Origin of the sequence: Rhizobium sp. Leaf341 (assembly GCF_001424325.1) — a bacterium.
Taxonomy (GTDB): Bacteria; Pseudomonadota; Alphaproteobacteria; order Rhizobiales; family Rhizobiaceae; genus Ferranicluibacter.
This window is the reverse complement of record NZ_LMPE01000015.1, coordinates 631,490-657,339: the sequence shown is the minus strand read 5'-3', so window position 1 is coordinate 657,339 and position 25,850 is coordinate 631,490. Positions and strand designations below refer to the sequence as shown.

The following is a 25,850-nucleotide window of genomic DNA, read 5'->3' as shown; positions in this document are numbered from 1 at the left end:
CGGCGCTTCGGCCGATCTTTCAGAACTAGGTGTCGCACGGCCGGCGGCGAGGGTAGGCCGACGCGTTTGCCGTCAGGTGTCGCGCTTTTGCCACGATGCCACCGACGCCGGGCCCGCTTTTGCAGCGCTTGCCGCTTGCCAGATGCCCCACTGCGCGCTAACAGTTTTCCATGATCAACGCACGCATCCTTTCTGTCTGGTGGTGGGCTCGCTAAAGCGGCCTCGATCAGTCCTGCGTGATGGATTTTGACGATAAGCCGCCCGGAGTTACGAGGCGGCTTTTTTGCATTCTGGCCGCGCTCGTTTTCCGGGCCGAAACGGAGCGAATGAATGTCGACGACCAAGCTTGAAGACGGTGCCGAATCCTACGTCACGCAGGGCGGAATCACGGTCACGCGCCGCCGCCGCGAGGCGTCCTATGGCGATGCGATCTCGACCTATGTCGATCAGCTCGACGAGCGCCGGGGCGCCGTGTTCTCGTCCAACTACGAATATCCCGGTCGCTATACGCGGTGGGACACGGCGATCGTCGATCCGCCGCTCGGCATCTCCTCGTTCGGCCGTTCGCTCTGGATCGAAGCCTATAACGCGCGCGGCGAGGTGCTGCTTGCGATCATCGCCGACCATCTGAAGAGCGTGAAGGACATCACGCTGGGATCGCTGACGGCACGTCGGCTCGACCTGACGATCGACACGCCCGACCATGTCTTCACGGAAGAAGAGCGGTCCAAGATGCCGACCGTCTTCACGGTGCTCCGCGCCGTCACCGCGCTGTTCTTTTCGGCCGAAGATGCAAGTCTCGGGCTTTACGGCGCCTTCGGATACGACCTTGCCTTCCAGTTCGATGCCATCGACTTCACGCTGAAGCGACCGGACGACCAGCGGGACATGGTGCTGTTCCTCCCTGACGAAATCCTGGTCGTCGACCACTATGCCGCCAAGGCCTGGATCGACCGCTATGACTTTGCTCTCGGCGACCGCTCGACATTCGGCAGGGCAGGCGACATTCCGGCGGAGCCCTTCCGGGTCGTGGACAGCATTCCGCCGCATGGCGACCATCGGCCGGGCGAATATGCGGAGCTGGTCACGAAGGCCAAGGAGAGTTTCCGGCGCGGCGACCTGTTCGAGGTCGTTCCGGGGCAGAAATTCTACGAGCGCTGCGAGAGCCGCCCCTCCGAGATCTCCAATCGCCTGAAGGCGATCAACCCGTCGCCCTATTCCTTCTTCATCAATCTCGGCCATCAGGAATACCTGGTCGGCGCCTCACCGGAAATGTTCGTCCGCGTGTCCGGCCGTCGTATCGAGACCTGCCCGATTTCGGGCACGATCAAGCGCGGCGACGATCCGATCGCCGATAGCGAGCAGATCCTGAAGCTGCTGAATTCCAAGAAGGACGAGTCCGAACTCACCATGTGCTCCGACGTGGACCGGAACGACAAGAGCCGCGTCTGCGTGCCCGGTTCGGTCAAGGTCATCGGTCGCCGCCAGATCGAGATGTATTCGCGGCTCATCCACACGGTCGACCATATCGAGGGCCGTCTTCGGGACGACATGGATGCGTTCGACGGCTTTCTCAGCCATGCCTGGGCGGTCACGGTGACCGGTGCGCCGAAACTGTGGGCGATGCGCTTCATCGAGAGCCATGAAAAGAGCCCGCGCGCCTGGTATGGCGGTGCGATCGGCATGGTCGGTTTCAATGGAGACATGAACACCGGGCTGACGCTGCGAACCATTCGCATCAAGGACGGCATCGCCGAAGTGCGGGCCGGCGCGACGCTGCTGAACGACAGCGATCCGCATGAGGAAGAAGCCGAAACCGAACTGAAGGCCTCCGCCATGATTTCCGCCATTCGCGATGCAAAGTCCGCCGCCAAGGGCAAGCAGGCCCGCGACGTTGCGCCTGTCGGCGCTGGCGTCAACATTCTGCTGGTCGATCACGAGGACAGTTTCGTCCACACCCTTGCCAACTACTTCCGCCAGACGGGCGCAACGGTCAACACGGTCCGCTCGCCCGTCGCGGAGGAGCTGCTCGACCGGCTCAAGCCGGACCTCGTCGTGCTGTCGCCCGGTCCGGGCCGGCCGAAGGATTTCGATTGCAAGGCGACGATCAAGAAGGCGCGGGCGCGAGACCTGCCGATCTTCGGCGTCTGCCTCGGGCTTCAGGCACTGGCCGAGGCCTATGGCGGCGATCTTCGGCAGCTCGCCGTGCCCATGCACGGCAAGCCGTCGCGGATTCGCGTGCTGGAACCGGGCCTCGTGTTCTCGGGCCTCGGCAAGGAGGTGACGGTCGGGCGCTATCACTCGATCTTTGCCGATGCCTCGACCCTGCCGCGCGATTTCATGATCACGGCCGAGAGCGAGGATGGCACGATCATGGGGATCGAGCACACCAAGGAGCCGATCGCCGCCGTGCAGTTCCATCCGGAATCCATCATGACGCTCGGCGGAGACGCCGGGATGCGGATGATCGAGAATGTCGTGGCCAATCTCGCCAAACGCGCGAAGGTGAAGGCCGCCTGACAGCGGCGCGCGTGTCCGGCCAACAATTCGGCGGGTCACCCCCTTTGGGTCTTGCATGCCTGCGCCTTTTCCGCGAAAGGGTGCGGGCATTCATGTTCAAGGCTGTTTGCGGCGCGTGATCCCGTAGGATGGACGCGCGGCGATCCGCACAGATCAGGCATCCCACATCATCTGACGTTAAAGGCGTATCGCCCCTATCCAAGGCGTGTTGACCTGCGTCACCGGTCTGAAGGGTCGGCAGCGGTGCCGACCGGAGGTTTTCCCATGACGACGACGAGCACCATCAACCGCGCCCAGCGGCTGGCCTTCTGGACCATTCCGCTGTCGCTTCTCGTGCTCGGCATGAAACTGGCGGCGTGGTGGTTCACCGGGTCCGTGGCGCTTTTGTCCGACGGCCTGGAATCGATCGTCAACGTCGTTGCCGCCGTCGTCGCCTTTGTGGTCATCGGCTATGCGGCAAAGCCCGCCGACGACGACCACCCATTCGGGCACCACAAGGCCGAGTACTTTTCCGCCGTCATCGAGGGGGTCCTCATCGTCGTTGCCGCACTGCTGATCGTCTACGAAGCCGTGCCGGCCGTGCTCTCGCCGCAGCCCATCGAGGCGCCGGTTCTCGGACTGGGAATCAACCTTGCCGCCGGTCTCGTCAATGCGATCTGGGCGACGGTCCTCCTGCGCGCCGGCAAGGCATTGCGCTCGCCGGCGCTGTCGGCGGACGGACACCACATTATGTCGGATGTCGTCACGTCGGGCGGCGTTCTGGTCGGCCTCATTCTCGCGATCGTCACCGGCTACACCATTCTCGACCCGCTTCTCGCCGTCGTCGTTGCCTGCAACATCCTGTTCCAGGGCTGGAAGGTTATCGCGGGTTCCGTCAGCGGCTTGATGGACCGGGCCGTGACGACCGAAGAGGAGGCGGAGATCCGCGCTGCCATCGCCGCCCATGCCGCAGGCTCCCTCGGCGTACACGACCTGAAGACGCGGCAGGCGGCCTCGGTCATCTTCGTCGATTTCCACATGGTGGTGCCGGCGGACATGGCGGTCGGTGCCGCGCATGACATCTGCGACCGGATCGAGGATGCGATCCGCGCCGTCAACGCTTCGGCGAAGATCGCCATCCACATCGAGCCCGAGAGCGAGAAAGCCCACGGCATCCGTGTCAAGGTACCGCCGAGCCGCGAGGATCATGATCTCGCCGGCGGAGCACGGAAAACAGAAGGAACAGACGAATGAGCACGACCGACGTTTCCGGACTGTCCATGCTGGGGCAGGCCGTCTCCGGCGCAACCCATCCGGACGATGCCGTCCTGGAGCGCGTTCCAAGCAACCATGCGGGGACGAACTTCGTCGTGCGCTTCACGGCTCCCGAGTTTACCTCGCTATGCCCCATGACGGGACAGCCGGATTTCGCGCATATCGTCATCGACTACGTGCCCGAAGGCTGGCTCGTCGAATCGAAGTCGCTCAAGCTTTTCCTGCACGCCTTCCGCAATCACGGGGCGTTCCACGAGGATTGCACGCTCGATATCGCCAAGCGCCTCGTCGATCTCCTGTCGCCGAAATGGCTTCGCATCGGCGCCTACTGGTACCCGCGCGGCGGCATTCCGATCGACGTGTTCTGGCAGACGGGCAACCCGCCCGAGGGCGTCTGGCTGCCGGACCAGGGCGTTCAGCCCTATCGCGGCCGGGGATGAGGCCTGCCCGGTTCAGCCTTGTCAGGGACGTCGGTTTCCCGCGCCCCTGACAAGGATCGCTCAGACGTCCATCGTGTCGTCGCCGCCGAAGCCGGCGTCGAAGTCGTCGTTGGGCGACGTGTCGAGGTCAGCCTGCTGCCAGCCGTCCTGATCGGCCGCGTCGTTTCCCTCTGCGATCGTGTTCGGCGCGCCGTCCGACGCCTGCGTCACCGCATCGTCGCCGTAGTAGTTGTTGATCGTTGTCTCTTCGATCGGCGCAACCGTCTCCGTGGCACCTCCCAGGCCGAGCGACGACATGTGATTGCCGAAGATGCCGCTGAGCGAGTTGGCAAGCAGCATGCCGCCGGCGACGCCCGCCGCCGTGCCCATCGCACCGCGCAGGAAGCCGCCGCCGGACGAGGCTTGTTGCGGCGGCTGATAGGAGGGCTGATACGGGGGTTGGTAGGGCTGCGGGGGTGAAGGATACGCCGCGCGCGGCGCGCTTCCCCACGGACCCCCGGTGACCGGACGATCCGCCGGGTAGGCCTCGCCGCCGCGCTCGGCATCGGCTCTCCGCTGCGGCTTTTCGGACGAGCCGAAGAGCGATCCGAGGAACCCGCCAGCCGCGCTGTCGCGCGGCTCCCGGTCGCGTCCGGCTTCCAGTTCGTGGAGCCGGTCCTCGCTGCGTCGAAGCTGGGCTTCCAGCGCTTCGATCCGCTGTGCGGCGGCCTCCAGCCCTTTTTCCTGAACGATGACGGCCTGGGCGAGGTAGTAGGGCGCCGAAGGCTGTGCACGGACCGCCTGCTCGATGAGGGTCTCCGCCTCCCGATCGCGTGGCGTCGTGGATGCGGAGCGGACCCGTTCGAAGAGGCCGCTGAGAAGGGATTGTTCTTCCGGTGACATGGTCGTCTCCCAAGCATGGTGTCATCACGAAATGACGTTGAAGCTTGTGGGTTCCTCATGGATCGGTCTCACGGCAGGGTACCGCCCGATCCATGCTGGCAGGATTGCCATGCCGTCGACTACAGTCCGCAAATCCGGCTTTTCAGGGCCGGATTGCGGCCGGGAGAAAGTATTTTAGCTATGGGCGGCTGACGGCGCGCTGCGGTCAGCCCGCGATGAAGAGGGCAGCCCCTGCAGCGGCGGTCACGACGCCCAGCCCCCGCGCGATCGCCCCGCTCTTTTCCAGGCGACCGACGAGCATGCCGAGCGCGATGCCGACCGTATGAAGCGCGGCGGTGGACAGCGCAAAGCCGAAACCGAACGCCAGCGCTGTCGCGGCGCCGAGCTCGCCGCCATGGGCATAGCCGTGGAAGAGGGCGAAGATGCCGACCACCCCGGCGCCCGCCGCAGCCGGCATGCGGACCGCCATCGCAACCAGCAGGCCGAGGGCGACGATGGAGGCGAGAATGGCGGGCTCGACATAGGCGAGATGCATGCCGGAGAGCGCGAGGGCGAAGCCGATGGCCATCATGGCGACGAAGGCCACCGGAACGGCGAGGCGCGCACGGCCCGCAAGCTGTGCCGCCCAGAGACCGACGGCGACCATGACCAGCACGTGATCGAGGCCCGAGAGGGGATGGACGATACCCGCCATCACCGAGCCATGGGCCGTCGGGTCGATATGCGCGAAGGCCGGAGCGGCGGACAGGGCGAAGGCGGCAGCGGCGGCGGCAAGAAAGCGGCGTGTCATGATGGTCCCCTTGATCAAGGGCGGCGATTGGATCTGCTTGGGAGGCGCGCCGCCGTTCTGGTTCTCGGCGCATCCTAATCGGCGGCGACGCCCTGTCCATACGGCAAATGCCTTAGCGACGGCGGGAAGGCCGGCTTTTAACCATGGCGCGCGGCGATGCCGTCGCGCGGGCCTGTCTCTGTTGCCGCGGCTCTTGTGTTTGTTGCATTGTCATCGCGGTCGAGTCGCCTTATCTGAGCGGGTAGACACTGAAATCTCGCGGGAGACAGCGGATGAACGAAGACGAGGACGACAAGAAGACGGAACTGCCCTTGGGCAAGGAAACAGAGGCGAACCTTTTCAAGTCGCGCTCGATTTTCATCTATGGCCCGATCAACCAGGAACTGGCGCAGAAGGTCTGCTCGCAGCTCGTGGCGCTCTCATCGGCCAGCGACGAAGACATCCGCATCTTCGTGAATTCTCCGGGCGGTCACGTCGAGTCCGGCGACAGCATTCATGACATGATCAAGTTCGTGAAGCCGAAGGTCTGGATCATCGGCACCGGCTGGGTCGCCTCTGCCGGCGCCCTGATCTATGTCTCGGTGCCGAAGGAACAGCGCCTCTGCCTGCCCAACACCCGCTTCCTGCTGCACCAACCCTCGGGCGGCACGCGCGGCATGGCATCCGACATCGAGATCCAGGCACGCGAGATCATCAAGATGAACGAGCGCCTGAACCGGATCTTTTCGGAAGCAACCGGCCAGCCGATCGAAAAGATCGCCAAGGACACGGATCGCGACTACTGGCTCTCTGCAGAAGACGCCAAGAGCTATGGTCTCGTCTCGCGGATCGTTACGAACGTTGCCGACATCTGAGCCTCGTCTCTCCTGAAGGCTTTCTGGACCCCGCCGCTTGCCGGCGGGGTTTTTTGTTATGCGGCCGTGCGTGCCGGGATGGCGGGTCGGCGGTTCTGAACGTCTGGATCGCGCCCCGAAGCGCTCGGTGCTGCAGACAGCAAGCTGCGCGTTGCAGGCGAGCGACGTGCCGCCGCCAGACAGGAATAGCTCCGCGTCGGAATATGCATTCCACAGGCGCAAATGCCTTTTTCTTGGCCTGCCCTTGCCGTTTCTTTCAGCTTTGGCTATAGAGCGTCCCATGTCGAAGAACAGCGCCAAAATCATCGAGCAGTTTTCCCGTGGACGGACCGTCGTTCGCGATCGCTCGCGCGCCTTCACCTCGCTTCTTCTTCTCGGCCTTACGCGCGGTTGCCGGGTTCTTTAAGGAGCGCCCGGTGGCCGACAAGCCAACCGGCACAGCTCCTTAGCCTCCGCTAGAATCCGACGTCTCCGAAGCCTTTTCCAGAATTGGCTCTGCATTGCCATCGTCAACCGGCCTCCGATCGGTTATGGCAGCACGCGCGACGTTTCACCGTGACAGCGATCTGGCCCGCATTCTCCCGATGCCGGACGCTGTGAAGTCGAAGAGAACCGAAATGATCCTGAAATCCCATACCGTCAAACAGGGCATGCCCGCGGCCGCCGAGAAGTACCAGCCCTATCCGCAGGTGCCGATCACCGACCGTACGTGGCCATCCAAGACGATTTCGAGCCCACCCATCTGGTGTTCCGTCGACCTGCGCGACGGCAACCAGTCGCTCGTCGATCCCATGGGGCATGACCGCAAGGCGCGGATGTTCCAGCTTCTGGTCGACATGGGTTTCAAGGAAATCGAGATCGGGTTTCCGTCCGCGTCGCAGACCGACTTCGATTTCGCCCGCTGGTGTATCGAAGAGGGCAAGATCCCGGCAGACCTGTCCCTGCAGGTCCTGGTGCAGTGCCGGCCGGAACTGATCACGCGGACCTTCGAGGCGCTGGAAGGCGCCAACAGGCCGATCGTGCATTTCTACAATTCGACGAGCGAGCTGCAGCGCCGGGTGGTGTTTGCCAAGGATGTTGCCGGGATCAAGCAGATTGCGACCGACGCGGCCAAGATGATCGCCGACATGGCGGCAAAGGCCGGCGGCGACTTCCGGTTCGAATACTCGCCGGAAAGCTTTACGGGAACGGAACTGGAGGTCTCGCTGGAGATCTGCAACGCCGTGGCCGAGATCATCAAGCCGACAGCCGAGAACAAGCTGATCCTGAACCTGCCCTCCACGGTGGAGATGTCCACCCCGAACATCTATGCCGACCAGATCGAATGGATGTGCCGCAACCTCGACAATCGCGAAAACCTCATCATCTCGTTGCATCCGCACAATGATCGCGGGACCGGTATCGCGGCTGCAGAGCTCGGTTTGATGGCCGGTGCGGACCGGGTGGAAGGCACGCTGTTCGGCAATGGCGAGCGAACCGGAAACGTGGACATCGTCACGCTGGCCTTGAACATGTTCACGCAGGGCGTGGACCCGCAGATCGATTGCTCCGATATCGAGCGGATCAAGGACGTCTACGAATATTCCAACCAGATGGCGATTTCCGAGCGTCACCCCTATGTGGGCGAACTGGTCTACACGGCGTTCTCCGGCTCGCACCAGGATGCCATCAACAAAGGCATGAAGGCCATCAAGGTCGCCAACAAGCCGCAGTGGGAGGTGCCCTACCTGCCGATCGACCCGCGCGATGTCGGACGGTCCTACGAAGCGATCATCCGGATCAATTCGCAGTCGGGCAAAGGCGGCATCGCCTATATCCTGCAGGAGGATTACGGCATCAACCTGCCGCGCCCGCTGCAGGTCGAGTTCCGCGAAGACATCCAGCGGATCACCGACAAGCAGGGCCGGGAGATGCCCTCGAAGGCGATCTATGCGCGTTTCCTGGAGCGCTATATCGAGCAGCCGGGCGCCCGCATCCGCTACGTTGATCACACGACACTGCCGCTCGGCGAGCATCGCGGGGCGCGCATCGTGCAGGCCGAGATCACCGATCGCGGCGAGACGAAGATGATCGAGGGTCGCGGCACCGGGCCGATCGACGGCTTCATCAACGCCTTGTCGCTCTATCTCGGTGTCGACATCTCCGTTGCCGATTATTCGGAGCACTCGCTGCAACAGGGGTCGAACGCGGCCGCCATTGCCTATGTCGAGGTGCAGCATCAGGGCGGGCGACTTTTCGGGGCAGGGATCAATACCAATATCGTCACAGCATCGCTCGAAGCGATCGTCTCCGCGGCCAATCGGGTGATTGAGGAGCAGGCGATCTGATCGCCTGCGCCCGATCCTGAGGAAAGACCAACCCTCGGCCGGCAACGTCCGGGGGTTTCGTCTTCATTCTGACGTCGCCATGCGAACCAGGATGTCGGCGCCCGCTACATGACGTCGGCGGCCTCTACATGACGTCGGCGCCCTTTACATCACGTCGGCGATAGCGTCGGCAAGATCCTTGAAGTTGGCCGTGGCCGAAGGTCCGACGACCACATAGGCGGCCCCGGGCTCGTTCCAGGAGACCAGTGCGAGGTCGTCGCGCATGCTCTCGGTCATGCGGCCGCTGTCGTCGGTGGTCGCGGAGCGCTGGAAGCAGACGGCATAGACCTCTCCGTCCTCGTCCTTGAACAGCAGCTGCGCCGTGGGCTTGCCGGCTGCAACCAGCAGGCGCGCGCCCTGAAACACGAGCTTGTTCGCCGTTAGATCGGGAACGGTGAAGGAAACGCCGGTGCTGGCGGTCAGCCAGTTGCGGATTTCCTCGTCGTTTTCGGCGGTGACCTCGACCAGATGGCGCGGCTGGCGCGCATAGACCCGGTGGGCGTCGGTCACGTCGTCGAGCCATGTCCGGGCCTTGACGATCGGCGCCTGTGGCGCATTGTCGTCCACGGTACGGCCGATGAGATAGCCGGTAGACCCACCGATGAGAAGCATGCCGCAGGACGCCGCCACGGCACCGCGCCAAAGCTTGCGCCGCTGCCGCCGGGGTGCGCCGACCACGCGCTCCTGCTTCGGGTTGATATCCGTTCCCTGGCGAATGCGGCGGGCGAGCGACAGGGGAACCGGATCATGCAGGATAGCCTCGAAGCCGGATGCGCCGAAGGCGCTTCCCTGCTTCAGGCGCTCGAGCAGGCGTCGGGCCTCGGCGTCCCGTGCCAGAAGCTGGTCGATCTCCCGACGCTCGTTCTCGTCCGCTTCGCCATCGAGATAGGCTGATAGCCGCGCCTCGATGGAGGGACTTTTCGTGTGCTGCAAGGTCAGGCCCTTCTTTCCGTCGTGTCGGCTGCCATCGTCGCCAGCCGCAGTCGGGCGGCGACGAGTTTCTGGGCAACGACATCCGGCGCGAGACCGAGGATATGGCCCGCGTCCCGGTAGTTTCTCTGCTCGACGGCCACCAGCAGAAAGGCGCTGGCAAGGCCCTCGGACATCGTGATCATCATCTGCTGAACGGCATCGCCGCCGGCGGCTCCGCCCGATGAAGCCGTGCCACCGCGCGGATCTGCCGCCGCCACGCGTTTGCGGCCACCGGCTTCGTCCTGAAGCGTGCGCGCGAGGATATACAAGGCATCGTCCAGCCGTCCATGGCCGTTCCAGACGGGATGACGTCCGGTCGCCCGTTCGCAGATGGCCTGCACGAGATCGTCCGCCTGCAGGCCGTCGCGCGTCAGCGTCAAGGCGAAGCGTCTCAGTCTCGGCAGCAGACTGACGAGATCGCGGCTGATGTCGATCGATTCCTGGGCTGGACGCATGCTTTCACCTGCGGAGGTTTGTTCGGGGTCTCGCCTGTCTGCGCGTCTCGTCGGCGCCAGGCCACGGGCTCCCCGCGATCTCACCAGACGGATATGAAACCATCGGGCGCTGCTTCGCAAGACGAGCCGATGGTCTATCACGGTTTTTTGCCAATCGCGACGTCGTGGATATCCGTCCGGGAAGGATCAGTCGAAAAAGCGCGTCGTTTCCGCAAGATGGACCCCACGGCCGACTTCGTTCAACTCGAAACGCTCCCGCAGAAGCTTCCAGTTCCCGGGAGTTCCGGAGATTGAAAACAGGTTGAAGCCGGCAGGCGGCTTGGAGCCGCCCGGCCCCTGCGATGCCGACGCAATGCCGACGACGGGCACCGGCAGTCTCTGCCCGCGCAGGGAATAGACCGTGTTGAGGTGGGTGTGACCATGCAGCACGAGTTCTGCGCCGCCGGCGGAAATCGTTGCGCCGAAGCGGCGAATGCCGATCATGCGCTTGTGGGTCGGGGTCGCTCCGCGAATGGGCGGATGGTGAATCATGACGACGCGGAAGAGGCCGGCCTCGCCGGCGGCGCGCAACAGGTTCACCGTCTCGCGGGCCTGACGCCGACCGAAATAGCCGCTGGCGGCAAAGGGCGGCGTTGCAAGCGCCGTGGAGCATCCGATGATCGCGACATTGCCGCGGACGCGCATGTAGGGATAGCAGTGAAAATCCTCGTCCCATTCCGCCGGCGCGTCTTCACCGCGCATGAACGGATACCAGGCTTTCGTCGCCTTTTCGTAGGCGCCGGGGACATAGGCGTCATGATTGCCGGGGATGATCGAGATGTTGCGCGGCTCGCCGGCGTCCTTCAGCCAGGCCGTCACCGTCTCGATTTCGCGCGAAGAGGCGAGATTGACCAGATCGCCGGTGATGGCCAGATGATCCGGGTCGATCCCGTCGATCGCATCCATGAGCGTGTTCAGCGTATCGCCCACCATGTGGCTGCGCCTGTTGCGATGCCAGTTGATAAAGCCGGTGATGCGCTTGGAGGCGAGTTCGCGGATGGACAGGCTGGGCAGCGGCCCGAGATGGATGTCGGAGATATGCGCAAGTTTGAACATGGGTTCTACCTAGCGCATATCCCGGGAAAAGCTAACCGCCGCGGCACGCTTTCGCCACATTCCTGCAAGCCGGAGGCGTTACAGGGTGTCCAGCCGTTCTCTCCCGTGCGGGCTCTCCAGATCGAGCTGTGGCCCTTCGGGCACGATGCCGGTCGGATTGATGGTCTTGTGGCTCTCGTAATAGTGGTGCTTGATGTGGCGCATATCCACGGTACCGGCGACGCCGGGTGTCTGGTAGAGGTCTTTCAGGTATCCCTGGAGGTTCGGATAGTCCGCGATACGGCGGATGTTGCATTTGAAGTGGCCGACATAGACAGGGTCGAAGCGCACCAGCGTCGTGAACAACCGCCAGTCGGCTTCCGTTACCCGTGCGCCGGTCAGGTAGCGCCGGGTCGATAGCCGCTCCTCGAGATCGTCGAGCGTGTTGAAGAGCGCCTCGACGCTTTCTGCATAGGCTTCCTGCGTGGTGGCGAAACCGGCCTTGTAGACGCCGTTGTTGACGGTGTCGTAGATGCGGGCATTCAGCGTATCGATCTCGCTGCGCCGTTCGGCCGGATAGAAGTCGAGCGTCGAACCGGTCAATCCGTCAAAGGCGGTGTTGAACATCCGGATGATGTCGGCGGACTCATTGGAGACGAGCTTGTTCTGAGCCTTATCCCAGAGCACGGGAACCGTCACGCGGCCGGAATAGTGGGGATCGGCACGCACGTAGATCTCCGAGAGCGCTTTGGCGCCGAACAGGTGATCCTCCGTATCGCCGGGACCATCCTTGAATTCCCAGCCCTTGGACAGCATGAGATAATCGACCACGGAAACCGAGATGATGTCTTCGAGCCCCTTCAAGGCGCGGAAGATCAGCGTGCGGTGTGCCCAGGGACAGGCGAGCGAAACGTAGAGGTGGTATCGCCCGGCTTCCGCCTTGAAGCCGCCTTCACCCGTCGGTCCGGCTTCGCCACCAGCGGTCACCCAGTTGCGAAACTGCGATTCGGAGCGCTTGAAGTGCCCCTTGGTCGACGCAGTGTCGTACCAGACGTCGTGCCAGATACCTTCGACCAGCATGCCCATGGATCCGTTCCCTCGCTTGTTGCGGTGTTCTCGATGCCACACAAGATAGGAGACCGGCAACCTCGGCACAGGCATGCCGCGGTGAACGCTGCGTTTTCACTTGGTGATGCGTTTTTTTTCTGCTATCGGCGCTCCAACTTTTTCTGGAAAGACGTGACCATGTATTCTGCTGGAAACCCGCGACGACGCTGACGACCATGTTATCGGGCATGCCGCCGCATGCTGCCGTTCCTTCATGTTTCGTTTGCCAATCGGGTTCCCTCATGTTCATGCACAAGCACGACCTCGTCTATCTGACGGAAGATGCCTCTCACGACGCCGCCATCGAACTGATCAACGAGGAAGCCTTCGGCCCCGGCCGGTTTGCGCGTGCTGCTGCGCGCATCCGCGAGCAGGGACCGCACGATCGCGCGCTGTCCTTCATCTGCGCCGATGACGGCGAGACGATCGGATCGGTCCGGATGACGCCTGTCTCTGCCGGTCCCGTCGCGGCGCACCTGCTCGGGCCCCTTGCGGTCCGTCCCTCCCACAAGAACCGGGGGATCGGGCGGGAGCTCGTTCGCATCGCGGTGGAGGCTGCCCGGCGCAAGGGATCGGATGCGGTCATTCTCGTCGGCGACGCCGCTTATTATCAGCCCCTCGGCTTCCAGCCCGTCGCGCGTGGGGCGCTGGTCTTTCCTGGACCCGTCGACATGGCGCGGGTTCTCGTGGCGCCGCTCGGTGCCGATGTTCACGCGCGGCTTGCGGGCGAGATCCGCTGGCGGCCCTGAGAGGTCGCAGGGAACGCGCGGCGGCGGCGTGTGCCGATGTCGCCGTCCCGACGAGGCGGGCGCGTCAATTTTCGGGTTCTGCGTAAGCGTTCCTCAATAGAATGCGTCTAGCTTTAGGGCGTGCCCGGACATCGTGCCGGGCGGAGCCAAGGCGCGCGTTCATGTCCGGTCTGAAAAGTCTCGTTCTCGCGTTTCTTGTCTTCGCGCTCGGCTATCTCGGCGTGGCGGGCGATGAACGCTGGTACCGCTTCAACCCGCCGCCACCGTTGCCGAAAGCCGATGCGAGTGGCTTTGCCGCGGTCAACGGGATCCGCATGTTCTATGCGGTCTATGGCAAGGGTCGGGGATCGCCGATCCTGCTCATTCATGGCGGCATGGGGAGCGCCGATGTCTGGGGCTTCCAGGTGCCGATCCTGGCGAAAACCCACGAGGTGATTGTGGCCGACAGCCGCGGGCACGGCCATTCCACCCGCACCGAGGCGCCCTTTACCTACCATCTCATGGCCGAGGACTACGTGGCGCTGCTCGATACGCTGAAGATCGAGCGGACGGCTCTGGTCGGCTGGAGCGATGGCGGTATCATCGGTCTCGACATTGCCCTCCATCATCCGGATCGCCTGACGAAGCTGTTTGCGCAGGCGGCCAACGTCTCGCCGGACGGGCTTCTGCCGCAGCCGGCCTTTTCGCTCCAGCAACCGGACGGCAATCGGGACGAGACGGATTACCGGCGGCTCTCGTCGACGCCGGACGCGTATCCGGCGTTCCGGGCCGCCATCGAGACACTGTGGGCGACAGAACCCCGCTATTCCCAGGCCGATCTGAAGAGCATCCGGGTGCCGACGATGATCGCGCTCGGAGATCACGACGAGGCGGTCAGCCGCGCGCATTCCGAATACATCGCCCGCACCATCCCCGGCGCCCGCTTCCTCCTGCTCAAGGATGTCGGCCACAAGGCCCTCTACCAGGATCCGGCGGGCTATGCCGCCGCGGTCCTTGCCTTCATCGACGGGACCGGCCCGAAGACCTAGCGACCCTCGCGATACCAGGTGCTGGAGAGAACGAGAAGCAGCGCGGCGAGACCGAGGAAACCCGCAAAAAGCGGCAACGAGTTGACCCCCTTCAGCACCGTCTCGTCCGTCATGCGCAGCGACATGCGATCGGGATCGGCGACGCGGACCTGACCGCGCACCGGCAACAGGGCCGGGATATCGATGGCGCCTCCGGCATCCGCCACGCGGTGGACCAGGCCCTTGGTCTTCTCTGCCCAGGGCGCAAGCAGGTCCTCCGTCGAAACGGTCGCCTTGAATTCCGGGGCGTCGACGCTGCCGACGTGAACGAGCGTCGTCAGGTCTCCGTTGGCAATCTCGAACAGGCCCGTCTCGGCGGTGCGGACGTCGGCGCGATAGAGGCCAGGCTCGCGTTCGCTCAGGGCGACCTCCTGCGTGCCGCCGGAAGGCAGTGTGAGGCGAGCGCTGCCGGGGTCGCCCGCGATGGTCTGGCGGGTGATCTCAAGGGTCCGGCCGCTCGTGCGGGCCGTCAGCGCTTCCTCTTCGAGCGCCGGTTCCTGCATCAGCCAATGGGCCGTGCGGCGATAGAGCGACACGCTCGGGCCGCCGCCTTCGAAACCGCGCGCCCAGAGCCAACCCTGGTCGGACAGCAGCATGGCGACGCGGCCCTTGCCCACACGATTGAGCACCAGGAGCGGCTTGTTGTCGGCCCCCTGCATGATCGTCTGCCCTTCGGGCGGGTCCACATCGACCGTGCGGAACCAGCGGCCCCAGCGGGGCGGCTCGCTGTCGGCCCCTTCGAGGCCCCGGGTGACGGGATGCTTGCGGCCCTCGTCGGTCAGTCTCGGGAAGAAGGCCTTGTCGTTCATCTGCCCGGTCGGGCTGGCGGGCAGGACGGCAGACAGGGGTGTCGTGGCGATGGAGTCGGCACCCGCATGTTCCGGGCCCGCGGCGATCAGCAAGGCGCCGCCGTTTTCGACATACTGGGCGATATTGTCGTAATAGATGATCGGCAGCACGCCGCGATGCTGGTAGCGGTCGAAGATGATCAGATCGAATTCGTTGATCTTCTCGATGAACAGTTCACGGGTCGGGAAGGCGATCAGCGAGAGTTCGTTGATCGGCGTGCCATCCTGCTTCTCCGGCGGACGCAGGATGGTGAAATGGACGAGATCGACCGAGGCGTCCGACTTCAGAAGGTTGCGCCAGGCACGTTCGCCCGAGTGCGGCTCGCCCGAGACGAGGAGCACCCGAAGATTTTCGCGAATGCCGTCGAGCACGTGGACGGCGCGGTTGTTCGCCTCGGTCACCTCGTTGGGCAGCGGCGCGACGGCGAATTCCAGGATGTTGTTGCCCCCGCGCGGCACGGTGAACCGGAAGGGAATGTCCGTGCCCGGCTCTGCCCGCTGCGTGGCGATCTGCTGGCCGTTGAGACTGACGGTGACCTCGGCCGTGCCGGCGGGCGTGCGTCCATCGTCGATGACGCGGAAGGTCACGGTCTGTTCTTCGCCGACAATGCCGAAGCGCGGGCCACTGATGACCTCGATGCGCCGGTCGAACTCGTCGCGCTGGCCGGTGATGAGGCCGTGGATCGGCGCATCGAAACCGAGCGGCTGATTGATGTCGGGCACGTCGTGGATCTGCCCGTCCGTGATGAAGATCGCGCCGCCGACCCGGGCGGGGGGCACGTCCGAGAGCGCGGTCGACAGGGCGGAGAACAGGCGCGTCGACGGTGTCTCCGTGTCGGCATCATCGGCGGCCTCGACGATCCGCGGTTCGATCTGCGGAAAGCGGGCGAGGCGCTCCTTGAGCGTCGTCAGCGCCCGGTCCGTCATCGCACGTCGATTGGCCGCGCCCTGGCCCACATCCTGACTTTGACTGCGGTCGACGACGACGGCCACGATCGTGGACAGCGGTTCGCGTTCCTCCTGGAAGAAAACGGGATTTGCGAGCGCGAGGCAGAGGGCCGCCAGCGCCAGCGCCCGCAGCACGGAGCCACGCATGCCGCGCCATAGCGACAACCCGACGAGAAGGGCGGCGAGAATCGACAGGGCGATCAGGGCCGTCTGCGGAACGAGAGGCGAAAAGTCGAGGGTCATCGCGGGGCCTTCACTGGTCGGCCTTCACTGGCCGAGCCGTTCGAGCAGGGCCGGTATATGGACCTGATCGGCCTTGTAGTTGCCGGTGAGCATATACATCATGATGTTGACGCCCGAGCGGAAGGCGTATTCGCGCTGCATCTCGTCCGGTGGAACGGTCGGCAGGAGAGGCGCACCATTCTCGTCCGTCGCCCAGGCCCCGGCCAGGTCGTTGCCGGTGATCATGATCGGCGAGACGCCGTCGCCCGAGCGGGCCGGCCGTTCGGACCGTTCCCCGTCATTGTGCGGCTGCGCCTCGATCCAGAGCGGGCTGCCGGAATAGCGGCCGGGGAAGGACGAGAGCAGGTAGAAGGACTTCGTCAGCACATTGTCCGTCGGCACGGGCTCGAGCGGGGGGATATCCAGATCGGCCAGGATGGCCTGCAGGCGTTCGGCGTTCGGGCTCGTGCCCGACGCAGATGACAGGGAGGACAGCTGGTCGCGCGTGTCGAACAGCACGGTTCCGCCCGCACGCATATAGGCATCGATCCGGCTGATCGCGGCGGCGCTCGGCATTTCGGCATTGGCGGAGATCGGCCAATAGATCAGCGAATAGAACGACAACTCGTCCTTGGCGATATCGAGGCCGACGGGTGCGCCCGGCTCCAAGGTCGTCCGATATGTCAGAAATTCGGTCAGGCCCGCGAGGCCGCGCTCGGAAATGCGGTCCACCTCGCTCTCGCCGGTGACGACATAGGCCAGATGCGTGTTGTCGAGATGGCTGAGAATCTCCGTGTCGCCGGGACGCGTATCGTTAAACGGCCTTTGCGTGGACGGTGCCTGTGTCTGTGCCTGTGCCTGTACCTGGGCCTGTATCGGTGTCTGCGGCGCCTCCTGCGCACTCGCGGGTCGCGGCGAGATCGCCACTGCAGCCGCGCCGATCATCCCGATCGCCAGCAGGGCGTGTGCCGTCCTCAGCCGGTTCGGCCGGGCGAATGTCCCGGCCATGGCGAGCACGACCAGCGTGTCCACCAGCAGGAGAATGAGCGCGGCAGTGAACAAGGCCGGCTTCAGCGACCAGGCCTCACTGCCGATCAGCGCTTCGCTCGTGTAGGGCATCGGCAGATTGGTGCTCTCGATCGGACGGAGCGTTGCGTCGCGGGGCAGGAGGTTGAGGGCGACGAAGCCTTCTTCGGAACCGTAAAGACCGGGCGGATGCTCGCTGTCGGACACCGGCGTGCTGCCGGCTACGGTTTCCAGCGGACGCGCGCCCCGGGTTTCCGTCACCAGCGTGCCGTCGGCATTCATCAGGCGATAGGGCGGGAGGGCTGCCTGTGCGGCGGCCCCGCCTTCGCTCGTCACGCCGCCGCTGCGCGACAGTTGCACGACGCGGCGCAGCATCTCCACGAAATCACCCGAGATCGGAAGGTTCGACCAGGTCGCTTCCGCGCTGACGTGGAACAGCACGATGCGTCCGGCGCCCAGCGTGCGAACCGTCACCAGCGGCGTGCCGTCGGCCAGGCTCGCCCAGGTGCGTTGCGAGAGATCGGCCGTGGGTTCGGCCAGCACCTGCCGGTTGACGGTGATGCCCTGCGGTCGCGGCATGCCGGCAAAGGGGCTGGTGGCCGGGTAGGGCGCGAGAGGCTGGGGCTCCGACCAGGACAGCGTGCCGCCCAGTGCGCGTTCCCCCTGACGGAGGCGTACCGGCACCAGCGGATCGTCGGCCGGCGCCGCGGCAAGGCGGGGACCGGCAAAGCGCACCAGCGTGCCGCCATTCTGGATCCAGCGCGTCATGGCCGGTGTCGTATCTTCCGGCAGGCGGCCGATGTCGGCCATGATGACCATGGACGGCTTCTGCTCGAGGAGCTGCGGCAGCGCCACGGCAAGATCGGTTTCCGTTGGCTGCACGAGGTCGGCATAGGGCGCCAGGGCCCGGTTGATGTAGTAGAGCGGCGAGAGAAGCGGCTGCGACTGGTCGCGGGCCTCGCCGGAAAGAAGCGCCACGCGCCGGCGGCGGAACCCGTCGTCCAGCAGATAGGTGCTGCCGGCGGTCGCGAAGCCGTCGATCCCGATGCGGGCAAAATCGTTGCGGAGTTCGAACGGCGCGGTCAGGGTGCCGGACGCTGTCGTCTCGCCGGCGGCAAAGGTGATGCGGCCATTCGAAAGGGCGCGTCCGCGCGTGTCGAAGGCTGTCAGGGCGATCGTCCGGGGTGCGGCTTTGTCGAGGCGCGTTGCGGTGATGCGCATCGCGTCGGCCTCGTTGACGGCACCGGTCAGCGCGATCGCATCGCTGCCAGAGCCCTCGATCCGGCGCAGGCTCTGGGGCGACAGACCCGCGAGATCGCGCATGATCGTATCGTCACCGGATGCGATGCCGTCGCTGATGAAGGCAAGCGTGCCGGGGCGGGTATCGCCGAGCCCGGTTCGCAGGGCCGTGACGGCCTTCGTGCGGTCGGGGCGCAGCGGGCGCGGGGCGGCGGCGGCGAGACGGGTTCGCGCAGCGGCCGCCGTCCCCGGCACGCCATCATTTTCGGCGTCCGCCGTCAGCACGAGGGAAACGGGCAGGTCGGCGGATTCGGCCTCCGTGATCAACGCGTCGGCAGTGCGCACGCGGCGCTCCCAGTCGTTCGCGGTGGCCCAGCCATTGTCGATGATCAGGGCGAGGGGGCCGGCGGCCGACAGGGTTCCCACCTTGGGATTGACGACGGGATCGGCGATGGCGAGGATGACCAACGCGGCCATCAGCATGCGCAGTGCCGTCAGCCACCAGGGGCTTTTGGACGGCGTCTCCTCGCGCTTCAACACACTGGCGAGAATGCGCAGCGGCGGAAAGGCTTCGGTCACGGGTTTCGGCGGCGTCAGCCGTAACAGCCACCAGATGGCGGGCAGCGCGACCAAAGCGGCGAGCATCAGCGGGCTCGAGAAAACCAGAGGCAGGACGCTCATAGCTGGCCTCCGTGCGTGGCTCGTCCGGGCATGCCCGAAAGATGCATGTGCACGGCGACGAGGGCTTCGGAGGCCAGATTATCCGTGCGGTGCGGAATGAAGGTCCAGCCCATGTGGCGAAGGCCCTGACCGAGGCTGTCGCGGCGCGCGAGATAGGCGCGACGATAGTCGTCCGCCAGGATCTCGGCCCGGCCGGCCGTGAGTTTTTCCCCCGTCTCGGGGTCAGTGAACTCGGTGCGTCCGGCATAGGGAAAGGTTTGCTCCGCCGGATCGGCGACCTCGACGACATGGCCGCGCAGGCCGCGTCGCCCGAGCGGCCCGAGGCGCTCCATGATCGCAGGCGCGGGATCGAGGAAATCGCCGATCAGCACGAGATCGCTCCAGCCGCGGATCATGCCGGTTTCGGGCAGGCCGGACGACAGGTTGCTGTGGATCAGTGCGGTGGCCAGTCGCTCGGCTGCATTGCGCGCGGAAACGGGTTCCATCACGCCGGGGCAACCGATGCGCTCACCCGAGCGGGCGAGAATCTCGGCGAGCGCCAGCATCAGGACCAGCGCCCGGCTTTCCTTCGACACGGCCCCGAAGCGCGACTTGTACATCATCGATGGCGACAGGTCGGCCCAGAGCCAGATGGTGTGGGCGGCTTCCCACTCCCGGTCCCGGACATAGGTGTGGTCGTCGCGGGCGGAGCGCCGCCAGTCGATGCGCGACAGGCTCTCGCCATCGGAATATGGCCGGAATTGCCAGAAGTTTTCACCGATGCCGCGCCGACGGCGGCCATGCCAGCCGGAAATGACCGTATTGGCGATGCGACGGGCTTCGACCATGCAGTCCGGCACGAGCGCGGCGCGGCTCTGCGCACGCGAAAGAAGCTCACCGGAGGGGGTGCGATCGACGATGTGCCCGACGGCGTTCACCATCCGGTCAGGCCTTGAGGGTCTTGACGAGACCGCCGATAACGTCGCGCACCGACATGCCTTCGGCGCGGGCGGCAAATGTCAGCGCCATGCGGTGTTGAAGCACGGGCTCGGCCAGGGCGACGATGTCGTCGACGGAGGGGGCCAGGCGACCGTCATAGAGAGCACGGGCACGGGCCGTCAACATCAGCGACTGGCCGGCGCGCGGGCCGGGGCCCCAGGCGACATGCCGGTCGGTATCGGCATTTCCGTGGCCCGGACGGGCGGAGCGCACGAGCGTCAGAATGGCGTCGACGACGGTTTCGCTGACGGGCATCTGGCGGATGAGGTTCTGGATGCCCATCAGCTGCGGTGCATCCAGCACGGCCTTGACGCTCTGCTCCTGGGTGCCGGTGGTTTCCAGCAGGATGCGCCGCTCGGCAGCGAGCTCGGGGTAATCCACATCGACCTGCATCAGAAAGCGGTCGAGCTGGGCTTCCGGCAGCGGGTATGTGCCTTCCTGCTCCAGCGGGTTCTGGGTTGCGAGCACATGGAACGGGCGCGGCAGGTCGTTGCGCTGGCCGGCAACGGTCACGTGATATTCCTGCATGGCCTGCAGCAGGGCCGATTGCGTGCGCGGGCTCGCGCGGTTGATCTCGTCGGCCATCAGCAGCTGGGTGAAGATCGGACCCGGCACGAAGCGGAACGACCGGCGTCCGGTTTCGTCTTGGTCCATGACTTCGGAGCCGAGAATGTCAGATGGCATCAGGTCAGGCGTGAACTGCACGCGGTTGCTGTCGAGGCCGAGAACCGTGCCGAGCGTGGTGACGAGCTTGGTCTTTGCGAGCCCGGGCACGCCGACGAGCAGGGCATGGCCGCCGGACAGGACCGCAAGCAGGGTCTGCTCGACCACGCTTTCCTGCCCGAAAATGACTTTGCCCACCTCCGTTCGGATGACGGCGATGTCGGCCAGCGCTCTTTCAGCAGCGGCAACGATCGCTTTTTCGTCGAGCGCGGCATCCGCCGTGTTCATCAGTCCCATCGCTCAACTCTCCGTTCGCCCGGCGCTCGCCATGACCCTGATCCGAACAGAAGTTTCGAATCGTGCCCGCGCCTGTTCCGTCTTTCGTTTCAAACTAGCTATCACCTTCAGGCTGACAAGCCATGTGCGGCGCACTATCTCGTGAGGCTCAGTCTGATAAAATGCAAGATCACGGGCAAACGGGACGGAACGATGGCAGCAGCGAAAACGGACGACACGAGCGACGCGGCCGGTCTCGCGGCGATGATCGCACGGGCGGCGGGGCAGGCTGTCACCATCGAGGGTACGGCACCCCGCGGCGTGCCCCCCGTGGAGCGCTGGAATCCGCCGTTCTGCGGCAATCTGGACATGGAGATCCGCGCCGACGGCACCTGGTTCTACATGGGAACGCCGATCGGCCGCCCGGCGCTCGTCCGTCTGTTTTCCACCGTCCTGCGCAAGGACGAGGACGGCAAGACCTATCTGGTGACGCCCGCCGAGAAGGTCGGCATCCGCGTCGTGGATGCGCCGTTCCTTGCCGTCGAGATGACGGTGACGCAGCGCGACGGAACGCCCGTCCTCGCCTTTCGCACCAATGTCGGCGATGTCGTCGAGGCCGGCCCGGAGCATCCCTTGCGCTTCGAGATCACGGGGGACCATGCCGAGATGAAGCCCTATCTGCATATCCGCGGACGGCTGGAGGCGCTGGTGTCGCGGGCCGTCATGTACGATCTCGCAGCGCTTGGCGAAGAGCTCGAGATCGACGGCGTGCGAACCTTTGCGGTCCGCTCCGGTGACGCGATCTTTCCGATGATGCCGGCGGAAACGCTGGAAGCCCTCACGGCCCTTGCGGAATGATCGCGGCTGGACGATGACGCTGTCATGACGGATGCGACTTCACCTCTGACAGACTTCTCCGCGGCGGCCTTCCGCAGCCGTGCAGCGTCTCAGCGTGGACGACCGATCGATCTTGCCTGGCGGGATCACGCCGACATCCTGCTCAATCCCGATGTCGTCCCCTATCTCGAGACGCTGCCGCTGCGGGATGCAGCCGTCCTTGTGCCGGTGGTGGATGCCGGTGCGGATGCCGGCGTCATTTTCACCGAGCGGACGACGACGCTGCGCAAGCATTCCGGTCAGATCGCCTTTCCGGGCGGATCCGTCGACCCGGGGGACGGCTCGATGGAAGACGCCGCCCTGCGGGAAACCGAGGAAGAGATCGGCCTGGCCCGCGACTTCGTGGAGCCGGTCGCCCGATTGCCGCATTACATGGCGCTGTCGGGATTTCGCATCACGCCGGTGCTCGGCATCGTGCGCCCCGGTTACACGCTGTCTCTGAACCCGGACGAGGTTGCCGGTTCCTTTGTCGTGCCCCTGTCGTTTCTGATGAATCCCGACAATCACGCCGTCGACAGCGGCCTGTGGAAGGGCGCCGAGCGTCATTACTACTCCATGCCCTATGAAGGGCATCGCATCTGGGGCATCACGGCGGGCATCGTCCGGATGCTTTACGAAAGGCTTTACGCATGACCGTCGCCACACCGTCCGTTGCAGACCAGCCCTGGTTCCAGGCACCACCGCTTCGCCGCGTCTTCGCGCTGCTGAATGCGGAGGGCGGCGAGGTTCGGGTGGTGGGCGGCGCGGTTCGCAATGCGCTGATGGGCGCCGACGTCGACGAGGTCGATCTGGCGACGACGCTGACGCCCGACGCCGTGACCGCGCGGGCCGAGGCAGCCGGCATCAAGGCAGTGCCGACCGGGATTGCCCATGGCACGGTAACGCTCGTCGTCGACGGTGTGCCGTTCGAGGTGACCACACTGCGTCGGGATGTCGCCACGGATGGCCGGCATGCCGAAGTCGCCTTCGGAACCGACTGGGCGGTGGATGCGGCCCGGCGGGACCTGACGATGAACGCGCTCTACGCCACCGAATCCGGCGAGGTGATCGACCTCGTCGGAGGGATCGCCGATATCGAAAAGGGCATGGTCCGCTTTATCGGTCCCGCGGCCGACAGAGTTGCGGAAGACTATCTGCGCGTTCTCCGCTTCTTCCGCTTCTTTGCCTGGTACGGCGCCTTCCGTCCGGATGCCGACGGCCTGCGCGCCTCTGCCCAGGCGAAGGGAAAGATCTCGACGCTGTCGGCCGAACGGATCTGGGCGGAACTGAAGAAGCTGCTCTCCGCAAGAGATCCCGGCCGGGCGCTGCTGTGGATGCGAACCTCCGGCGTTCTGACCGAGATTCTGCCGGCAAGCGAGAAATGGGGCATCGATGCCATCCCGGGGCTCGTCGCGGCCGAGCAGGCGCTCGGATGGTCGGCCGATCCGCTGCTGCGTCTGGCTGCAATGGTCCCGCCGGATCCGGACCGGCTGGACGCGATGGCGTCGCGCCTGCGCCTCTCCAAGGCGGAAAGCGCCGTGATGCAGGCTTTTGCGAAGGCCGGTGCGATCAAGGACACCACCGCAGAGACGGCTCTGGACCGGCTGTTGTATCGTGAGGGCAGGAACGGCGTCGTATTCCGGCTCAAACTGGCGCTTGCCTCGGTGCGTCAGAAGGCGGAAGCCGATGGTGACGCGATGGCGGCCAGTGCGCGGCTTGGGCGCCTGCTCGATCGTGCGCTTGCCTGGCAGAAGCCGGTCTTTCCCGTCAGCGGTGGCGATCTGATCGCGAGCGGCATCTCGCCCGGACCTGCGATGGGGGCGAAGCTCGGGGAACTCGAAGAGAGCTGGATCGCCTCGGGCTTTCGCGAGAGCCGGGACAGTCTCCTGGCGCGGCTGGCCGTCGACTAGCTGATATCGCCTGCGTGATTGCGATGGGCCGCAGGCCGAACGCCTGCGGCGCCGATGCCCTGTGCCGTCAGGCCGCCTTGGTTTCTTCGGCGATCCGCGACTTGATGTTGTCGATCATGGTTTCGCGGATCACGCTCTCACCATGGGCCTGCCGCAGGTGTTCCACCGTCCGCCGCACGATCTCCGCGTCGTTGTCGGCCCTTGTATGCCAGTCACATCCGGGGACCAGCGCACCACATTCAAACAGTCGCATGTCTTCCTCCTGTGTTTCCTCCCGTTCTCCGCCGCGGCGGCAGAGAGCCTTTGTCGAACACACCAGACGGACGGATGGTTCCGGAAAACGCCTCGGCGTCACATTCTCGCCAGGTGCATTGGCGAGAAGGGCGCGGGCTGAGAAACGCAAAGGAAGCGGACAGCTTCCCGGAAACACGGAAGGACAATGAATGATCAACCGCCCCACGACAACGTTCCGCACCAGGGTCGCCTCCACGCCCGTCGCCTCGCTGACGGCCGCGCTCCTCGGCGTTCTTGTCGTCCAGTCGCCGGCTTTCGCACAGGGTGCGGCGGAGCCGCAGGCCACGCAGCCACAGACGCCGTCCGCGGGAGCCTCGCAAATCCCGGCGCCGCAAGCGTCCATCACGGATGAGAAACTGAAGGCGTTTGCCGTCGCCTATCTCCAGGTCGACAAGGTACGGCAGGACTACACCCGCAAGATCGGCACGACGACCGACGCGGCGGCGAAGCAGAAGCTGCAGAACGAAGCCAACCAGCAGATGATCAAGGCCGTCGAGACCTCTCCCGGCATGTCTCTGAACGACTACAAGACAATCATCACGGCGGCTCAATCCGACCCGACCGTGGCGCGCAAGGTGCAGGAGAACCTGCAGAAAAGCCCCACTCCCGCCGATTGACGACCTGCAGGGGAACGGCTCGGCGGCAGGCCGGGCCGTTCCCAGCGAAATCCCGAGTGCGTGAAAAAGGCTGTAGGGCCGGACCTTTTCCGGTGCTAAGACTCGGGGGTAACAGACCTTTGCGAGGCCTATCGTTTTCATGACGTTTTCTCTACAGAGCGAGCTTGCTGCCGCCATCCGCACCATCGAGGATTATCCGAAACCGGGCATTCTCTTTCGCGATATCACCACTCTCCTCGGCAATCCGCGGGCGTTCCGCCGGGCGATCGACGAGCTCGTGCATCCCTATGCCGGGACGAAGATCGACAAGGTCGCGGGGATAGAGGCACGCGGGTTCATCCTGGGCGGTGCCGTGGCGCACCAGCTGTCGTCCGGCTTCGTGCCGATCCGCAAGAAGGGCAAGTTGCCCCATGACACGGTGCGGATCGCCTACAGCCTCGAATATGGCGTGGACGAGATGGAGATGCATCGCGACGCCATCACGCCCGGCGAGAAGGTGATCGTCATCGACGATCTGATCGCGACCGGCGGTACGGCGGAAGGGGCCTGCAAACTGCTGCGGCAGATGGGCGCCGATATTGTTGCCGCCTGCTTCGTCATCGATCTTCCCGACCTCGGCGGACGCGCGAAGCTCGAAGCGCTGGGTGTCGAGGTGCGGACGCTGGTCGCGTTTTCCGGCCACTAACGCATGTCACCCGAACCTGTGCAGCGGTTTCGGGAAACGACATGCCGCAAAACAAGA

The 25,850-nt window shown here is 65.0% G+C and carries 24 protein-coding genes; 13 read left to right on the top strand and 11 right to left on the bottom strand.

The genetic code is table 11. The features are described from left to right. Positions 1–330: 330 nt before the first annotated feature. The 3 genes from ASG03_RS17800 to queF all read left to right on the top strand — a co-directional run bounded on the left by ASG03_RS17800 (position 331) and on the right by queF (position 4,214). Positions 331–2,520 (top strand): anthranilate synthase, encoded by a 2,190-nt coding sequence (locus ASG03_RS17800; protein WP_062694861.1) that lies wholly within the window; start codon positions 331–333, stop codon positions 2,518–2,520. A 264-nt stretch (positions 2,521–2,784) separates the two neighbouring features. Continuing rightward, a complete protein-coding gene (locus ASG03_RS17795; protein ID WP_062476231.1) occupies positions 2,785–3,753 on the top strand; it encodes a cation diffusion facilitator family transporter in 969 nt (322 codons plus the stop codon). Continuing rightward, a complete protein-coding gene (gene queF / locus ASG03_RS17790; RefSeq protein WP_062476228.1) occupies positions 3,750–4,214 on the top strand; it encodes a preQ(1) synthase in 465 nt (154 codons plus the stop codon). The genes ASG03_RS17795 and queF overlap by 4 nt, the downstream gene beginning before the upstream one ends. Before the next feature lie 60 nt (positions 4,215–4,274). Here queF and ASG03_RS17785 read toward each other — a convergent pair whose 3' ends face one another. Continuing rightward, positions 4,275–5,096 (bottom strand): DUF2076 domain-containing protein, encoded by an 822-nt coding sequence (locus ASG03_RS17785; RefSeq protein WP_062694859.1) that lies wholly within the window; start codon positions 5,094–5,096, stop codon positions 4,275–4,277. 205 nt (positions 5,097–5,301) lie between these two features. Then, complete coding sequence (locus tag ASG03_RS17780) at positions 5,302–5,886, bottom strand: HupE/UreJ family protein (protein ID WP_062695303.1); 585 nt, start codon at positions 5,884–5,886, stop codon at positions 5,302–5,304. A 272-nt stretch (positions 5,887–6,158) separates the two neighbouring features. On the opposite strand from ASG03_RS17780, the gene ASG03_RS17775 reads away from it, so the two are divergent. From ASG03_RS17775 to leuA, 3 genes are all read left to right on the top strand, one after another. Then, the gene (locus ASG03_RS17775; RefSeq protein ID WP_062476226.1) at positions 6,159–6,740 is read left to right on the top strand and encodes an ATP-dependent Clp protease proteolytic subunit; all 582 of its coding nucleotides are present in this window, start codon (positions 6,159–6,161) and stop codon (positions 6,738–6,740) included. Between the two features lie 280 nt (positions 6,741–7,020). Further along, positions 7,021–7,146, top strand: coding sequence for a hypothetical protein (locus ASG03_RS22160; RefSeq protein ID WP_274533663.1), 126 nt, complete (start codon positions 7,021–7,023; stop codon positions 7,144–7,146). A gap of 211 nt (positions 7,147–7,357) precedes the next feature. Beyond that, the gene (leuA, locus tag ASG03_RS17770) at positions 7,358–9,067 is read left to right on the top strand and encodes a 2-isopropylmalate synthase (RefSeq protein WP_062695301.1); all 1,710 of its coding nucleotides are present in this window, start codon (positions 7,358–7,360) and stop codon (positions 9,065–9,067) included. 144 nt (positions 9,068–9,211) lie between these two features. Here the strand turns inward: leuA and ASG03_RS17765 are convergent, their stop codons facing one another. The 4 genes from ASG03_RS17765 to ASG03_RS17750 all read right to left on the bottom strand — a co-directional run bounded on the left by ASG03_RS17765 (position 9,212) and on the right by ASG03_RS17750 (position 12,693). Then, on the bottom strand, positions 9,212–10,039 hold the full coding sequence (locus ASG03_RS17765) for an anti-sigma factor family protein (protein WP_062476225.1): 828 nt from the start codon (positions 10,037–10,039) through the stop codon (positions 9,212–9,214). Positions 10,040–10,041: 2 nt separating this feature from the next. Beyond that, positions 10,042–10,533, bottom strand: a complete 492-nt coding sequence (locus ASG03_RS17760; RefSeq protein WP_062694857.1) for an RNA polymerase sigma factor — start codon at positions 10,531–10,533, stop codon at positions 10,042–10,044. A gap of 186 nt (positions 10,534–10,719) precedes the next feature. Further along, complete coding sequence (locus tag ASG03_RS17755; protein ID WP_062694854.1) at positions 10,720–11,628, bottom strand: metallophosphoesterase family protein; 909 nt, start codon at positions 11,626–11,628, stop codon at positions 10,720–10,722. 78 nt (positions 11,629–11,706) lie between these two features. After that, entirely contained in the window at positions 11,707–12,693 is a 987-nt protein-coding gene (locus ASG03_RS17750) for a glutathione S-transferase family protein (protein ID WP_062694852.1), read from the bottom strand. A 269-nt stretch (positions 12,694–12,962) separates the two neighbouring features. Here ASG03_RS17750 and ASG03_RS17745 point away from each other — a divergent pair, with 269 nt between their 5' ends. Then, complete coding sequence (locus tag ASG03_RS17745; protein WP_062477054.1) at positions 12,963–13,463, top strand: GNAT family N-acetyltransferase; 501 nt, start codon at positions 12,963–12,965, stop codon at positions 13,461–13,463. Positions 13,464–13,624: 161 nt separating this feature from the next. Next, positions 13,625–14,491: an alpha/beta fold hydrolase gene (locus ASG03_RS17740; protein ID WP_062476212.1), complete on the top strand. Its 867-nt coding sequence runs from the start codon at positions 13,625–13,627 to the stop codon at positions 14,489–14,491. Here the strand turns inward: ASG03_RS17740 and ASG03_RS17735 are convergent. From ASG03_RS17735 to ASG03_RS17720, 4 genes are read right to left on the bottom strand one after another with little or no spacing between them, the layout of a single operon-like run. Then, positions 14,488–16,569 carry a hypothetical protein gene (locus ASG03_RS17735; RefSeq protein WP_062476210.1) on the bottom strand — a complete coding sequence of 694 codons (2,082 nt, stop codon included), beginning with the start codon at positions 16,567–16,569 and terminating at the stop codon, positions 14,488–14,490. The two genes, ASG03_RS17740 and ASG03_RS17735, sit on opposite strands and share 4 nt — an antisense overlap. A gap of 24 nt (positions 16,570–16,593) precedes the next feature. Further along, positions 16,594–19,494 (bottom strand): DUF4159 domain-containing protein, encoded by a 2,901-nt coding sequence (locus tag ASG03_RS17730; RefSeq protein ID WP_062694850.1) that lies wholly within the window; start codon positions 19,492–19,494, stop codon positions 16,594–16,596. After that, positions 19,491–20,414: a DUF58 domain-containing protein gene (locus ASG03_RS17725; RefSeq protein ID WP_162241407.1), complete on the bottom strand. Its 924-nt coding sequence runs from the start codon at positions 20,412–20,414 to the stop codon at positions 19,491–19,493. Before ASG03_RS17725 ends, ASG03_RS17730 begins: the two co-directional genes overlap by 4 nt. Positions 20,415–20,418: 4 nt before the next feature. Further along, positions 20,419–21,432: an AAA family ATPase gene (locus tag ASG03_RS17720; RefSeq protein WP_062694848.1), complete on the bottom strand. Its 1,014-nt coding sequence runs from the start codon at positions 21,430–21,432 to the stop codon at positions 20,419–20,421. A gap of 192 nt (positions 21,433–21,624) precedes the next feature. Between ASG03_RS17720 and ASG03_RS17715 the strand changes: the two genes are divergently transcribed. From ASG03_RS17715 to ASG03_RS17705, 3 genes are read left to right on the top strand one after another with little or no spacing between them, the layout of a single operon-like run. Continuing rightward, the gene (locus ASG03_RS17715; protein WP_062694846.1) at positions 21,625–22,269 is read left to right on the top strand and encodes a DUF1285 domain-containing protein; all 645 of its coding nucleotides are present in this window, start codon (positions 21,625–21,627) and stop codon (positions 22,267–22,269) included. A gap of 24 nt (positions 22,270–22,293) precedes the next feature. After that, positions 22,294–22,941, top strand: a complete 648-nt coding sequence (locus ASG03_RS17710; protein WP_062476197.1) for a CoA pyrophosphatase — start codon at positions 22,294–22,296, stop codon at positions 22,939–22,941. Then, a complete protein-coding gene (locus ASG03_RS17705) occupies positions 22,938–24,197 on the top strand; it encodes a CCA tRNA nucleotidyltransferase (protein WP_062694844.1) in 1,260 nt (419 codons plus the stop codon). The genes ASG03_RS17710 and ASG03_RS17705 overlap by 4 nt, the downstream gene beginning before the upstream one ends. A 67-nt stretch (positions 24,198–24,264) precedes the next feature. On the opposite strand, the gene ASG03_RS17700 is transcribed toward ASG03_RS17705, so the two are convergent. Beyond that, positions 24,265–24,450 carry a DUF1059 domain-containing protein gene (locus ASG03_RS17700; RefSeq protein WP_062694843.1) on the bottom strand — a complete coding sequence of 62 codons (186 nt, stop codon included), beginning with the start codon at positions 24,448–24,450 and terminating at the stop codon, positions 24,265–24,267. A gap of 190 nt (positions 24,451–24,640) precedes the next feature. On the opposite strand from ASG03_RS17700, the gene ASG03_RS17695 reads away from it, so the two are divergent. Together ASG03_RS17695 and ASG03_RS17690 are read left to right on the top strand one after the other, a co-directional pair. Continuing rightward, complete coding sequence (locus ASG03_RS17695) at positions 24,641–25,108, top strand: DUF4168 domain-containing protein (RefSeq protein WP_062476188.1); 468 nt, start codon at positions 24,641–24,643, stop codon at positions 25,106–25,108. Between the two features lie 139 nt (positions 25,109–25,247). Further along, positions 25,248–25,793: an adenine phosphoribosyltransferase gene (locus ASG03_RS17690; protein ID WP_062694841.1), complete on the top strand. Its 546-nt coding sequence runs from the start codon at positions 25,248–25,250 to the stop codon at positions 25,791–25,793. Positions 25,794–25,850: the final 57 nt, after the last annotated feature.